The organism is Brevundimonas sp. UBA4553 (genome assembly GCF_002387245.1).
Taxonomy (GTDB): domain Bacteria; phylum Pseudomonadota; class Alphaproteobacteria; order Caulobacterales; family Caulobacteraceae; genus Brevundimonas.
This window is the reverse complement of record NZ_DGLD01000017.1, coordinates 77,316-90,477: the sequence shown is the minus strand read 5'-3', so window position 1 is coordinate 90,477 and position 13,162 is coordinate 77,316. Positions and strand designations below refer to the sequence as shown.

General features: G+C 67.7%; 12 protein-coding genes and 1 tRNA gene. 6 read left to right on the top strand and 7 right to left on the bottom strand.

What is annotated here, in order from left to right; genetic code table 11:
- Positions 1-31: 31 nt before the first annotated feature.
- Positions 32-598 (bottom strand): CarD family transcriptional regulator, encoded by a 567-nt coding sequence (locus tag B4A39_RS11630; RefSeq protein WP_292036667.1) that lies wholly within the window; start codon positions 596-598, stop codon positions 32-34.
- A gap of 312 nt (positions 599-910) precedes the next feature.
- Entirely contained in the window at positions 911-1,252 is a 342-nt protein-coding gene (fdxA, locus tag B4A39_RS11625; protein ID WP_017505910.1) for a ferredoxin FdxA, read from the bottom strand.
- A 172-nt stretch (positions 1,253-1,424) separates the two neighbouring features.
- Between fdxA and B4A39_RS11620 the strand changes: the two genes are divergently transcribed.
- Positions 1,425-2,060 carry a YceI family protein gene (locus tag B4A39_RS11620; RefSeq protein WP_292036666.1) on the top strand — a complete coding sequence of 212 codons (636 nt, stop codon included), beginning with the start codon at positions 1,425-1,427 and terminating at the stop codon, positions 2,058-2,060.
- On the opposite strand, the gene B4A39_RS11615 is transcribed toward B4A39_RS11620, so the two are convergent.
- From B4A39_RS11615 to B4A39_RS11600, 4 genes are all read right to left on the bottom strand, one after another.
- On the bottom strand, positions 2,061-2,360 hold the full coding sequence (locus B4A39_RS11615; protein ID WP_292036665.1) for an RNA-binding S4 domain-containing protein: 300 nt from the start codon (positions 2,358-2,360) through the stop codon (positions 2,061-2,063). It lies immediately after the preceding gene.
- A complete protein-coding gene (locus B4A39_RS11610) occupies positions 2,357-4,855 on the bottom strand; it encodes a helicase-related protein (protein ID WP_292036664.1) in 2,499 nt (832 codons plus the stop codon). The genes B4A39_RS11615 and B4A39_RS11610 overlap by 4 nt, the downstream gene beginning before the upstream one ends.
- A 168-nt stretch (positions 4,856-5,023) precedes the next feature.
- A tRNA-Arg gene (locus B4A39_RS11605) sits at positions 5,024-5,100 on the bottom strand.
- 258 nt (positions 5,101-5,358) lie between these two features.
- Positions 5,359-6,129 (bottom strand): energy transducer TonB family protein, encoded by a 771-nt coding sequence (locus tag B4A39_RS11600; RefSeq protein ID WP_292036663.1) that lies wholly within the window; start codon positions 6,127-6,129, stop codon positions 5,359-5,361.
- Between the two features lie 108 nt (positions 6,130-6,237).
- Here B4A39_RS11600 and B4A39_RS11595 point away from each other — a divergent pair, with 108 nt between their 5' ends.
- The 5 genes from B4A39_RS11595 (at position 6,238) to B4A39_RS11575 (ending at position 11,611) form a co-directional block, all read left to right on the top strand.
- Positions 6,238-8,763, top strand: a complete 2,526-nt coding sequence (locus B4A39_RS11595) for a TonB-dependent receptor plug domain-containing protein (protein WP_292036662.1) — start codon at positions 6,238-6,240, stop codon at positions 8,761-8,763.
- A 5-nt stretch (positions 8,764-8,768) separates the two neighbouring features.
- Positions 8,769-9,878 carry a cytochrome-c peroxidase gene (locus B4A39_RS11590; RefSeq protein WP_292036661.1) on the top strand — a complete coding sequence of 370 codons (1,110 nt, stop codon included), beginning with the start codon at positions 8,769-8,771 and terminating at the stop codon, positions 9,876-9,878.
- A 96-nt stretch (positions 9,879-9,974) separates the two neighbouring features.
- Complete coding sequence (locus B4A39_RS11585; protein WP_292036660.1) at positions 9,975-10,187, top strand: hypothetical protein; 213 nt, start codon at positions 9,975-9,977, stop codon at positions 10,185-10,187.
- Positions 10,188-10,277: 90 nt separating this feature from the next.
- Entirely contained in the window at positions 10,278-10,631 is a 354-nt protein-coding gene (locus B4A39_RS11580; RefSeq protein ID WP_292036659.1) for a hypothetical protein, read from the top strand.
- Between the two features lie 32 nt (positions 10,632-10,663).
- Positions 10,664-11,611: a DUF5996 family protein gene (locus B4A39_RS11575; RefSeq protein WP_349679247.1), complete on the top strand. Its 948-nt coding sequence runs from the start codon at positions 10,664-10,666 to the stop codon at positions 11,609-11,611.
- Here the strand turns inward: B4A39_RS11575 and thrC are convergent.
- A complete protein-coding gene (gene thrC, locus B4A39_RS11570; RefSeq protein ID WP_292036658.1) occupies positions 11,608-12,996 on the bottom strand; it encodes a threonine synthase in 1,389 nt (462 codons plus the stop codon). The genes B4A39_RS11575 and thrC overlap by 4 nt on opposite strands.
- Between the last annotated feature and the right edge of the window lie 166 nt (positions 12,997-13,162).

Sequence of the window (13,162 nt, the reverse complement as noted above, 5' to 3'; positions counted from 1 at the left end):
GCCTCTGTCGTATCGAAGGTTCGCCTGTGAATCAGGCGGCTTCAGCCTCGGCCTCGGCGGCGGCGGCTTCCAGTTCAGCAGCGGTCGGGACCGGCTTCTTGGCGCTCAGCGACTTGCCGAGCAGGGCCACGGCGGCGTCCTTGTCGATCTTGTTGGCGGCGGCGACTTCGCGGGCCATGCGGTCCAGAGCCGATTCATAGAGCTGACGCTCCGAATAGGACTGTTCCGGCTGGGTGTCGGCGCGGTGAAGGTCGCGGACCACCTCGGCGATCGAAATCAGGTCGCCAGAGTTGATCTTGGCTTCATATTCCTGGGCGCGGCGCGACCACATGGTGCGCTTGACGCGGGCGCGGCCCTTGAGGGTCGTCAGGGCCTTGGTGACGGTGTCGTCGGCGGCCAGGGTGCGCAGACCGGCGGTCTTGGCTTTCTTGGTCGGGACGCGCAGGGTCATCTTTTCGTGGTCGAAGGTCACGACATAGACCTCCAGCGACATGCCGGCGACTTCCTGAGTCTCGATCGCGGCCACCTTGCCGACGCCGTGCGCGGGATAGACCACCGCATCGCCAACCTTGAATTCCAGACCGGTCTTGCTCGTCATGTCATTCCTTTCCCGGAACAGGGCTGGCGAGGCGCTGAAACAGCCGATGAGCGAAAACACCCCCGCCGCCGGAAACGAGTCCCGTCGGTTGGGCCGTCAAATCAAACATCAGACGCGAAAGCGGATCACCGAACCTCTGGCCGACCCCGTCTGTTCGGCGGGGGACTGTCGCAAACACAGGCGGTGCGCGCCGGAGGCGTGAAACCGTCTGTCTCGAATAGGGAGGAACCTATCATAAAATTAGGAAATCTCAAAACATCCTCAGGACGTCCGAGTGGTTCCGGCACATTGTGACCGGATTGTGTTTGGACCTTAGGAGCCCTTGCCCGGTTTGGGGCTGAAGTATTTCTCGTACTTGCCGGTCTCGCGCTCATACTGTTCGCGATCGGCGGGGGGCGTGCCCTTCACCGTAATGTTGGGCCAGACCTTGGCGTATTCGGCGTTGACCTGCAGCCACTTGCCGTCCGGCTCGTCCTCGGTGTCGGGGACGATGGCGTCCACGGGGCATTCGGGCTCGCAGACGCCGCAATCGATGCACTCGTCAGGCGCGATGACGAGGAAGTTCTCGCCCTCGTAGAAACAGTCGACCGGGCAGACCTCGACACAGTCCATGAACTTACATTTCACGCAGGCGTCGGTGACGATGTAGGTCATGGCGGTCGGGCGGGCCCTTTGGCGGCGATCAAGGTCGAGGGCGGGCAAATGGCCCCCTCGGAACCAACTGTCAACCGAGGGCGCTGTCGCAATGGTCCGGGAAGCTTGACGGCCCTGCGTCGCGTCTGCATCTCATACGATTACAGATCACAGGTCAGAAGGAGGTTCGCCCATGCGTTTCACCGCTCGTTCCAAAGTCGTTCGCATCGGCGCAGGGGCTATGGCGCTCAGCCTCGTGGCCGGCGGCGCGGTCGTCGCCCAGGCGGCCCTGACCCGCGTGCCGTCCGAAGTCCAGGCCGGCGACTACAAGCTGGATCCCGCCCACGGCAAGATCACCTGGTCGGTCGACCACCTCGGCTTCTCGACCTATGTCGGCCAGTTCGTGAACGTGCAGGCCGAACTGAAGCTGGATCCGGCCAATCCCTCGGCCAGCAGCCTGACGGCGACCATTCCTCTGACCGAGGTGGCTTCGAACTCCGACGGGCTGAACCGTCACCTGCAGACGGCCGACTTCTTCGACACCGCCAATCACCCGGTCGCCACCTTCCGCTCGACCCGCATCGTCGTCGATCCGTCCGACCCTGACGAGGCCACGGTCTATGGCGAGCTGACGCTGCGCGGCGTGACCAAGCCGGTGACGATGGAGGTCGATTTCAATCAGGCGGGCCAGACGCGCGGCGGCTACAAGGCCGGCTTTGACGGCGAGGCCAAGATCAAGCGGTCGGACTTCGGCATCACCTTCGGCCTGCCGGCCCTGGGCGACGAGGTCGAACTGCACATCGAAGGTGAGTTCGTGAAGGCGGGCTGATCACGCCTCCGGCGCGTCGAGTGCGGCATAAAGGGCGCGGGCTTCCTCCGGAGGGCCGCGCCTTTCGCCTAACTGGAGGACGCGCACAGCGATCAGCCGTCCGGCCTGGGCGAAGAGGATGTCGTCGCCGGGGTGGACGCTGCGACTGGGCTTGTCGAGGCGGGTCTGGACGCCGTGGTGGGTGAGGCGGACAGCGCCGCGCTCGACCATGTTCGCGGCCAGACCACGCGTCCGGGCGAAGCGCGCACGCCAGAGCCACAGGTCGATGCGGCAGCTTTGCCCGGCCTGAGAGGACGTCACGCGGAGGCGGCCTTGCGCTTGGGGCGACGCTTGCGACGCGGCGGCGCGGCCGGCCGGGTCAGTTGGGCCAGGGCGGCGAACGGTGAATCCTTGGGTGGAGGCGCCGGCTTGCCCTGACGCGGGGCCTTGTCGGCGCGGGGCAGGCGCAAGGCGGCTTGAACCTGTTTCGCCTGTTCGGCGGTCCACCCCAGTTCGGTCAGGGCTTCATCCGAAAGCTGGGCCTTGCCCGTCGCGCGCGACAGATCGGCCAAGCGTTCGAGCGTCTCGACCGGCGCGCTCCACGGCCCGACGACGCGGCGTCCGAAGGCGGCCAGGGCCCGGGGAGACGGCGCGGACGAGGGCAGGGGCGACAGGGCCTCGCCGCCGGGGCGGAAAGGCTCGGTCACAAAGGCCTGGGCCAGCAGCCGGGCGCGGGGCTTGAGCGCGCCGGGTAGCCAGACCGAATGAGCGCCGACGCGGATGGCGAAGGTCTTGACCGTCCGGCGCTCGTGCTGGCTCAGGGCGGCCAGGTCGCGGTCCACGTCGGCGCGGGGGATGACGCCGCCCGCCTCGATCAGGCGAAAAGCCAGGCCGCGCGGAAGCCCGGTCAGGGCGCCGCTCTCGACCGCCTGACGCAGGCGGCGCAGTTCGCGCAGGGCGCGGCCCGCCTCTGACGCCAGCCAGGCCTCGATGCGCCGCTGGGCCCGCTCGCGCGCAGGGACCGGGCCGAGGTCGCCCAGAAGCCGCACGCGCGGCGCGAAGGGATCGTCGTTGATGATCCGGGCCGTCAAAGCGCCGTTCCACAGGACGTCGCCGCCGCCTGCACGCGGATTGGGAATGACGCTGAAGGCGTCGCCCGCTTCCGCCGCCAGCTTGCCCAGGCGCCGCGCGATCTCGGGTCCGACGGCGCGGGTCGCGGCCTGGCGCAGGGCGCGGTCCGCCAGGGCCGAGCCGCCGGCGTCGGGCGTGAAGTGGACCCCTTCCAGATGGCCGACCACCTCGCCTTCGACCGTGACCTCGCCGTCGTCGCCAACGCCCGCAACGGTGTCGGACCGCACGTTCAGCGCCCGCATCAGGGCCGTGGTGCGCCGATCGACGAAACGAGCCGTCAGACGTTCGTGCAGGATGTCGGACAGGCGCTCCTCCAGCGCCTTGGTCTGGTCGCGCCAGCCTTGCGCCTGATCCATCCAGTCGGGGCGGTTGGCGATGTAGGCCAGGGTCCGCACCCCGGCGAGGCGGGCTGACAACTGGTCGATCTGGCCGTCGTCGCGGTCCAGGTCGTTAAAGCGCGGAGCGACCCAGTCCTCGGTCAGGCGCCCGCGACGGCTGGTCAGGGCGGTGAAGATCTCCTTCGACAGACGGGCGTGCTCGTCCAGGGTCGTCTTCTGGAAGTCCGGCAGCTGGCAGGTCTCCCACAACCGCATCAGGGCGCCGCGCGAGCGGGCGATCTTCTTCACATCCTCGTCGACTGAAAACCGCCGCAGCAAGGTCTCGTCCAGGGCCTGGGCCGTCAGGCGCAGGCCAAAGCGGTTGGGCGTCAGGGTCAGCGAGCGCAGCAGGTCGGGCAGGGTGTCGAAGTCCAGCCGTCCGTGACGCCATTCGGCGGCCTCGACCGGGTCGAAACGATGGCTGACCACCTGTTCGAGAATGTCCTCGTCCAGATCCTCGGCCTCGCCCGTCACGCCGAATGTGCCGTCGCGCAGGTGGCGACCGGCGCGCCCGGCGATCTGGCCGATCTCGGCGGCGTGCAGCCAGCGGGTGCGCGTGCCGTCGAACTTCCTGAGCCCTGCGAAGGCGACATGGTCCACGTCCATGTTCAGCCCCATGCCGATGGCGTCGGTGGCGACCAGGAAGTCCACCTCGCCCGACTGGAACAACTCGACCTGGGCGTTGCGGGTGCGCGGCGACAGGCTGCCCATGACCACAGCGGCGCCGCCCCTCTGGCGACGCAGCAGTTCGGCGATGGCGTAGACCTGCTCGGTCGAGAAGGCGACGACGGCGCTGCGGCGCGGCAGGCGGGTCAGCTTTTTCGATCCGGCGTAGGACAGGGTGGACAGGCGCTCGCGGGTGACGATCTCCGCTTCTGGAACCAGAGCCCGGATCAACGGGGCCATGGTCCCCGCTCCCAGGAACATGGTCTCGGACCGGCCTCGTGCGTGCAGCAAGCGCTGGGTGAAGACGTGGCCGCGTTCGGGGTCGGCGACCAGCTGGATTTCGTCCACGGCCAGGAACTCGACCTGGCGCTCCAGCGGCATGGCCTCGACGGTACAGACGAAATAGGCCGGGCGCGGGGGGACGATCTTCTCTTCGCCGGTGATCAGGGCGACGGCGGCGGCCCCGCGCTGCTTGACGATCCGCTCATAGATCTCGCGCGCCAGCAGGCGAAGCGGCAGGCCGATCATGCCCGAGGCGTGACCCAGCATCCGCTCGACCGCCAGATGGGTCTTGCCGGTGTTGGTGGGGCCCAGGATCGCCGTAACGCGCGACGGGGCCAGACCTGCGGAACGATCACTCATGTCGCCTTCAAGGTGGCGCGTTTTCGAAGAGGGTCAAGCAGGGGCTGTCGCAAAGCCGATCGCCCAGCGGGAATCGGCTGCTGCGCCGCCGGGCGGTGGACCCCGCCCCGGATGCTCTTGAGCGTGCGTCGCGGCCATCTCCATGTTTCTGAATGGAAAACAGGAAGATGGCGACCCCGGCAGGACTCCAACCTGCGACCTCGGCTTTAGGAAAGCCTTGCTCTATGCGGCTGAGCTACGGGGCCGTCGCGCTCCGTCCCTAGCGGGTCGCGGCGGCGAGGGAAAGACAGAGCTGGCCGGACGGGCGCCCGGCAAGAAAATCCTAGCGATTAATCCACGTTAAGATACAATATCTTGTAGGGAACAAATCCTGAATCGGGCCGTGTCGGTGATTCGGTCATGATTCGTTTCGCGCCTGTTCTCGCCTTGAGGCCCTGGGCGTTTACGAACACGAACATGAACACAAGCGTCGGCCAGGCGGCGGGTGTCGCATCGACGCCGACCTAACTGACCAGTTGAAGCGCCCGGAAATCGATGCGGACGGTGAAGTCACGACTGCGCCAGGTGGTGTTCGGCGCGGGGCGGGGAAACGGGGACGCGTCGCGAAGCTGGGACAGGGCGGCGTAGTCCACGCTGCGAGCGCCGCTGCTGGTCACCACCTCGCTGGCCCTGACCGCGCCGCGACGATCCAGGGTGAAGCGCACCGTCACGATCCCGGCCGCGCCGCCCGGATGACGCTTGTGGCGCTCGATCCACGCCAGGACAACGGCTTCGTAGGCGTCCGCCGTGGTCGCGGCCGCTGCGCCGACGACAGGGGCGCCGCCGCCCTGGGTCAGGCCGGCTTCCGACGGCCGGCTCGCCAGGCCGATGGTTGGCGCACCGCGTGTGGTCTTCGTTCCTTGCTGACTGGACGGCTGAGCGGGTCGATCCTGCACAGCGAAGGTTTCGGCGTTGGCGAGCGTAGGCGACAGGCGTCTAGGCAGGAGCGGCGTGACGTCCGAGGCGCTGGGCGGCGTCGCGTCTGGCGTTTCTTCAGGCGGCGACTGGGCAGGAGGGCTGGCGGCCGAGGTGCGCGGCGCATTGACCCCGTCGAAACTTGCGCGCGGCGCCAGGGTCAACTGGATCACGGGGGCGCCCCCGACCATGTCGGGCGCCGGCCGGAGGTTCAGGGACAGTCCCGCGAGCGTCAGCGCATGAAGGGCGAACACGCCCAGGCCGACCAGAAGGCGTGATCGGGTCAGAACGGGAGAAGAAGCGGCGCCGAAACTATGCACCCGCGCCTTCTAACGACGGCGCTCGTTAATCGCAACTGCGAGTCAGTTGCAATTTGTATGGCAAGGGTTTAGGCCGCGCCCCCTGTTCAATGAAGGGGCTCCCCACCCATGCGTATCCTGTTGCTGACCTCTGTCGGCGCCGCCGCCGTCCTGACGATGGCGAGCGCCGCCGCCGCGCAAACTCGGTCCGCGTCCTCGTCACCGACGGCGGCCGACGGCGTGCCGACGGTCGTGGTCGAAGGTCAGGGCCAGGCGCCGCGCAACTATCGCATGGGCGACGCCCAGGATTCCGGAACCAGCACGTTCAACCGTGATTCCATCGAGGCGCGGGCGCCGGGATCCGGCGACGTGAACGAGATTCTGAAGGCCCTGCCCACCGTGCAGTTCACCTCGACCCAGGGCCGGGCCACGCGGGCGGAGCTTCAGGACCTGCGACCGGAGAACATCTCGATTTCGGGGGGATCGGTGAACGAGAACCTGTTCGTGCTGGATGGTGTCGGGGTCAACTCGCGTCTGGACGTCAGCGGCAGCAACTTTGCGGCTTTCGACGATGTGGCCAACGGCTCGGCCCAGACGGTCTGGATGGACGCCAGCCTGATCGGCGAGGTGACCGTGCGCGATTCAAACATTTCGGCCGAGTACGGTCAGTTCACAGGGGGCGTGGTCGAGATCGCGACGCGGGCGCCGGGGCGGGAGTATGGCGGCGAGGCCTACTACGGTCTGACCAGCACCGAGATGGCCAGCTTCCGGGTTTCGGACCGTGTGCGTGATTCCCTGAGCGTCATGCCGACCGAGCCAGACTACGACAAGCGGCGTTACGGCGTCAGCGTCGATCTGCCGGTGTCCGAGCGGTTGCGGATGCTGGCGGCCTACAATCGATCCGAGTCGCGGGTCACCAACTACCCATCGACCAACTATGTCTCCCTGGGCAATCTCAGCCAGCGCAGCGTCAGCGACAACTTTCTGCTGAAGGGAGAATACGATCTGGCCTCGGATCTGCTGTTGACCGGTCAGATCAACTACAGCCCCTATGAAAGCGAGTTCCACCCGATCAACAGCCGGGACAACCTGCTGGAATCCCACGGCGGCGGGCTGACGGCGAAGCTGGGGCTGGAGGGGCGTCGCGGTCTGGCGAACTGGACGCTCGACCTGACCCACGCTTGGTCTGACAACGACCGCGACGGCCCGGCGGGCACCATTCAGATTCCGACGAGCGCCATCGGGTTCGGCGATTGTTCGCTGGGATCGAGCTGTGTTCTGGGCAGCGTCGGCCCGTTGACGCAGCAACAGACCGACACGGGCCTGAAGGGCAAGTGGGAACAGCAACTGGGCGTCGGACAACTGCGCGCCGGCTTCGAGTACGCCCATATCGAAGGCGAGAAACAGCGTCCCGAGACGGTCTATTCCTACCTCGGCGGCGTGGCCAACCCGAACACGGCCTGCGCCAATCACGAGGGACTGAGCTGCATTCCGGGCGTCTATGCAGCGGCGCGCCGGAACGGGTATGCGGCCTTCGACGCCAGCGCCTCGATCGACAGCGTCGGCCTGTGGGCCGAGTATAATTTCGACTGGTCGGGTTTCATGATCCGGGCCGGCGCCCGCTACGACTATGAGAGCTTCCTGGGCAACCACAATGTCGCGCCGCGCCTGTCGGTGTCGCGTGACCTGCCGTGGGCCGGGATCAACATGACGGTCGGCGCCAACCGCTACTACGGCCGCAGCTTCCTCGGCTACGCCCTGCGCGAAGGCGCGGGCGTGACGCGAGGCTACACCCGCACGCCTACGGTCGTGAACGGCCGGACGCTGTGGTCCGACAACTGGGTCCTGACCAGCCATTCGGACACCGCGCGGTGGTCCAACATCGGTCTGGACACGCCCTACTCGGACGAGTTCATGATCGCCGTGAACGGACCGGTGGCGTGGTTGGGCGGCGAATACCGGATCAAGGGGATCATTCGCGAAAGCCGCGACCAGTTCGCCAGCTCTGTGGCTGAAACCAGCTTCTACGACACCGAGACCGGCACGACCGGCCGACGCTCGACGCGCACCATCACCAACGACGGCGAGCGCAGCTACGAGGGCCTGTCACTGGAATACGTGCGCGATTTCGGTCGCAACCACACCCTGTCGTTCAGCACCAACCTGTCGCACACCGACGCCACCAACATCAGCTATTTCGACCTGGCGGATGAGACCGAGTTCGAGGGCGCGCAGGTCTACTACCAGGGCAAGGTCGTGCCGAAGCTCGAGGCCCTGGCGGACAATCAGCTGGAGGACTACGCCAACCCCTTCATCATCAACGCTGACTGGGCGGCGCGCTGGTTCGACGGGCGTCTGCGCACCAACGTCAACGCCCGCTGGCGCGACAGCTTCGAGCGCGTCGACGATACGGGCGTCAACATCACGATCGACGGCGTGCGCTATGATGTCTTCGACAAGATCGCATTCGACTCCTCGGTCGATGTGAACCTGTCGGCCACATTTGAGTTGGCTAAGACCAGCTATGGCGCCGCTTCGCTCGACCTGCGGGTCAACAACCTGTTCAACACGGTTCTGGATCAGGGCTACACGACCAGTTCCCAGCCCTATCAGTTGGGTCGGAACGCCTGGGTCAGCCTCAAGTATCGCTACTAGCGCCGATGCAGGCGGCCTTCCTCAAGGACGTAGCGGCGGTCGGCGTCGCGGTTCTGGCGGTCTATCTGGCCGCCGGGACGGCGGTGTCGGGGGTTCAGGCGCCGGAGACGGCGTCGGAGCTTCGCGCCGCCTACGCCGGGCCGCCCGAAACCTGGCCGCGCCCGACGCTGCACGAAGGGGCCGTGTTCACCGAATTCGGCCCCTTGCCGCCGGTGGAGCATCCGCCGGACAACCCCTTCAGCGAGGCCAAGGTCGCCCTGGGGCAGCGCCTGTTTGATGATCCCAGGCTGTCGAAGTCAGGCCAGATCGCGTGCGCGTCATGTCATGCGCGGGAGTTGGGGTTTGGCGATGCGGTCCGGACCTCGTTCGGCCACGACCGCCAGCGCGGACGCCGCAACGCCCAGTCCCTGTTCACTGTGGCCTGGGTCAAGCCGCTGTTCTGGGACGGGCGCAGCCCCGACCTGGAAGACCAGGCGCTGCATCCGTTGATCGACCCGCGCGAGATGGCGGCGGGCGACCTGGCGGAGGTCGAGCAACGGGTGGCGGGCGACCCGACCTATGCAGCGGATTTCACGTCGGCCTTCGGCGACGATCAGGTGACGGTGCGCCGGATTTCCATGGCGCTGGCGACCTTCCAGCGGTCGCTGCGACCACGGGGCGGGCGCTTCGAACGCTTTCTGAAGGGCGACAGTCGCGCCCTGAACGATCAGCAGTTGAAGGGGCTTCATCTGTTCCGAACGCGCGGGGGGTGCGCCAACTGCCACAGCGGCCCGCTGTTGACGGACATGGCCTTCCATAATCTCGGCCTGCACTTCTACGGTCGCGAGCTTCAGGATCTGGGGCGCTACGAGGTCACCGGGGCGGCCGAGGACGCAGGGCAGTTCCGCACGCCCAGTCTTCGCGGCGTGGGGCAGACCGGCCCCTACATGCACAACGGTCTGTTCCCCTCTCTCGAAGCGACGGTGAACTTCTACACGGCAGGCGGCGCGCGGCCCCGTCCCCGTGCGGGTCAGGAAACCGACCCCCTGTTTCCGACGACAGATCCCTTGCTGCATCGCCTGGACCTCGACGCCGAGGATCGCGCCGCGCTGGCGGCGTTCCTTGAGACGCTTTGACCCGACCGACCAACTGAACGCCGGCGACAGACGTCGCCGCTGCGTGCACAAGACCGCGCATGATGGCCGAGAGCCGTCACAGTGAAGAGCCGCGCCATGCCCAAGGTCAATGACACCGTCCACATCCGCTTCACCATGCGCGGCATGTCGGGCCCGTTCTGGCAGACCAACGCCACCGTGGCGGCGGTCAGCGGGACGTCCTTGCTGCTGGACGGCTTCGATCGCCAGACGCCGGCGGCGGCGTCGGAACTGAAACCGGCCGGGGCGGGACGGTGGACGCTGGACTGGGAGGTTCGCCGCCGACCCTGAGGCGCGGGGCGTTTCCAGGCGGCGAAGCCGACGGGGAACAGCGAGGCTTGGGTGGCGTTGGTTTGCGGACCCCTGCAACGAGAGGCCGCTATGACCCCTGAAGAAACGCATCGCCACGAGAAGGCCGCCGCCGCCGTTCACGCCGGCCGCCCCGTCGCCGCCCGTCATGTGCGCGGAGGAAGGCCCGGCGGTCGTATCCTCACCATTCTGCTTCTTTCGACGGCGGGGGCGGCCGTGCTTCTGCTGGCGCTCTGGGCCCTCAGCAACGGCGCCTTCGACCGTCAGAACCCCACGACGGGCGAGCAGGCGGCGGACGCCCGCACCTTCGAAGGCGACGCCTCGCCGCCTGCCTCGGACGCCCCGACCGGTCCTCGGGGCGAGCCTGCGCCGACGCCCGCCGGTCAGACGCCGAACGTCAACCCGCCCACCGTCCCCTCGAACTAGGACGCGGCGGACACAAGTCAGGGAGCGTCGGGATGACATCGCGAGACGACAGGCCGATGTGGCCCGCGCTTTCAGCAGCCTCATTGTGGCCGACGATGGAGACCCTGCAACTGTGGGCGCAGATCGTCGGCAAGATAAGGTTGTCGCAGACGCCCTGGTTGAACCACGGATGGCACGTATCGCTGCAAGTGTCGGCGCGCGGGCTGGCCACCGGCCTCATTCCCCACGCCAAGGTAGGATTTTCCCTGGAGTTCGACCTTGTCGCCGGGGCCTTGGTCATTCGCGTAAGCGACGGCGGCGAACGTCGGATCGTGTTGAAGTCCGGGACGGTGGCGGACTTCTATGCCGAGGTCATGGACGCTCTGACGGCGCTGGGCGTGGCCTGCCATATCGACCTGACGCCCGACGAAATGGCCGAGGCGACGCCCTTTCCGCTGGACGAGCGATTTCGGACCTATGAGCCCGAGGCCGCGCGCGACTACTGGCGGGCGCTGGTCCAGGTCGATCGTGTATTCAACGCCTTCCGTACCCGGTTCCTCGGCAAGTGCAGCCCGGTTCATCTGTTCTGGGGCGCGTTCGACCTGGCGGTGACGCGGTTCTCGGGGCGGACAGCGCCGCTGCACCCCGGCGGCGTGCCCAACCTGCCCGATGCGGTGACGCGCGAGGCCTATTCGCACGAGGTGTCCAGCGCAGGCTTCTGGCCCGGCGATCCAGGGCGCGAGCCTACCTTCTACGCCTACGCCTATCCCGCGCCGCCGGGGTTCGAGGCGGCGGCGGTGGCGCCGCCCGCGCGCTGGGATGCGGGGTTGGGCGAGTTCCTGCTGCCCTATGAGGCGGTCAGGGCGGCGGACGATCCCGACGCGGTGCTGAGCGCATTCTTGGAGGCGACCTACGCCGCCGCCGCCGATCTGGGCGGATGGGATCGCGCGGCGCTGGAATGCGAGGCAGGCCGTCCGCGCATTCCCCGTCGGGTGGACTAGGCCGTAAAGCCCTTCACCGCCGCCAGCGCGGCTTCCGCCGTGTTGTCGATGATGGTCAGGCGCTCGGGCTGATCGCCCAGGGCGCGGATGACGGGGGCGGCTTCCGGCTCGAAACCCAGCACGTCCGAGACAAAGGCGCCAAACTTGGACGGGTGGGCGGTCGACAGGGCGACGACCGGGCCGTTGGTGCGGTCCAGCTGACGCGCGGCGGCCAGGGCGACGGCGGTATGCGGGCAGACGACGCGACCCCAGGCGGCGTGGGCATGGGCGATTTCGGCCTTGGTCGTCGCCTCGTCGACGGAGACGGCGGAGGCCTCCGCCTTCAGCGCGGCCAGCAGGACGGGAGACAGGGTGACGGACCCGTCGCGGGCGAAGGTCTCGAACAGGGCGCGGGTGGCGTCGGCGTCGCGGCCCGAGGCCTCATAGACCAGCCGTTCGAAGTTCGACGGCGCCTGGACGTCCATCGACACGCTGCCGCTTTCCACGGCGGGTCGGCGGGCATAGACACCCTCGTTAATGGCGCGGGCCAGGGCGTCGTTCTGGTTGACGGCGGCGACGAAGCCCTTGACCGGCAAGCCCATTTTCTTCGCTGCGATGCCGGCGAAGGCGTCGCCGAAATTGCCGGTCGGGACGACGAAGGTCGCCGCCTGACCCAGCTGGGCCGTGGCCGAGATATAGTAGGGAATCTGGCCCGCCAATCGGCCCCAGTTGATCGAGTTGACCGACGACAGGCGACGGCCTTCACGCAGGCCTTCTTCGGCCAGCAGGCCCTTCACCAGACGCTGGCAGTCGTCGAAGTCGCCGCGTACGGCCAGGTTCAGGACGTTGTCGGCCTGCACCGTCGTCATCTGCTTGCGCTGCACCGGGGAGACGCGGTCCAGCGGGTGCAGGACGACCAGGTTGATGCGCTCAGCCCCGGCGAAGGCGCGCACGGCGGCGGCGCCGGTGTCGCCGCTGGTGGCGGTCAGCAGGGTCAGCTTCTGGCCCGTCGCAGCGAGGGCCTCATCCGACAGGGCGGCGACCAGCTGCATCGCCAGATCCTTGAAGGCGGCGGTCGGGCCGTGGAACAGCTCCAGCACGAACAGGCCGGGCTCCAGCTCGACCAGAGGCGTCACCGCCGGGTGGTCGAAGCCCTTGGTCAGGCGGTCCAAGGCCCGGTCGAGCGCGCCGACGGGCAGGGCGTCGCCGATGAAGGGCGAAATCGCCTCCCTGGCCATGTCGGCATAGGTCCGACCCGGACGCGCGGCGTCGGCGGGCAGGGGCGGCCAGGCCTGCGGCATATAGAGGCCGCCGTCGGGGGCGATGCCGCGCAGCAGGGCGTCGGCGAAGCTGGTCGGGGCGGCGTCGCCGCGCGTCGAAAGGTAGCGGTCGGGGGAGGTGCTCATGACGGGTCGTTTCTAGCCGCCGTGCTCCGCTTCGTCATGATTATTTTGCGCTTGCGAAGGGATTTGCGCGATTTCGCGCAACAAGATCGCCGTCTGGGCCGTGCGTCGATTACGGGGCTGGCGCCTGGCGGTCGTCCGGTCCATGTCAGGCGGGATGAGACGCCGT

Bases quoted from the DNA above. Each gene is read 5' to 3' on its own strand.
- B4A39_RS11630 (WP_292036667.1), bottom strand. From the start codon at position 598: ATGACGAGCAAGACCGGTCTGGAATTCAAGGTTGGCGATGCGGTGGTC.
- fdxA (WP_017505910.1), bottom strand. From the start codon at position 1,252: ATGACCTACATCGTCACCGACGCCTGCGTGAAATGTAAGTTCATGGAC.
- B4A39_RS11620 (WP_292036666.1), top strand. From the start codon at position 1,425: ATGCGTTTCACCGCTCGTTCCAAAGTCGTTCGCATCGGCGCAGGGGCT.
- B4A39_RS11610 (WP_292036664.1), bottom strand. From the start codon at position 4,855: ATGAGTGATCGTTCCGCAGGTCTGGCCCCGTCGCGCGTTACGGCGATC.
- B4A39_RS11595 (WP_292036662.1), top strand. From the start codon at position 6,238: ATGCGTATCCTGTTGCTGACCTCTGTCGGCGCCGCCGCCGTCCTGACG.
- B4A39_RS11590 (WP_292036661.1), top strand. From the start codon at position 8,769: ATGCAGGCGGCCTTCCTCAAGGACGTAGCGGCGGTCGGCGTCGCGGTT.
- B4A39_RS11585 (WP_292036660.1), top strand. From the start codon at position 9,975: ATGCCCAAGGTCAATGACACCGTCCACATCCGCTTCACCATGCGCGGC.
- B4A39_RS11580 (WP_292036659.1), top strand. From the start codon at position 10,278: ATGACCCCTGAAGAAACGCATCGCCACGAGAAGGCCGCCGCCGCCGTT.
- B4A39_RS11575 (WP_349679247.1), top strand. From the start codon at position 10,664: ATGACATCGCGAGACGACAGGCCGATGTGGCCCGCGCTTTCAGCAGCC.
- thrC (WP_292036658.1), bottom strand. From the start codon at position 12,996: ATGAGCACCTCCCCCGACCGCTACCTTTCGACGCGCGGCGACGCCGCC.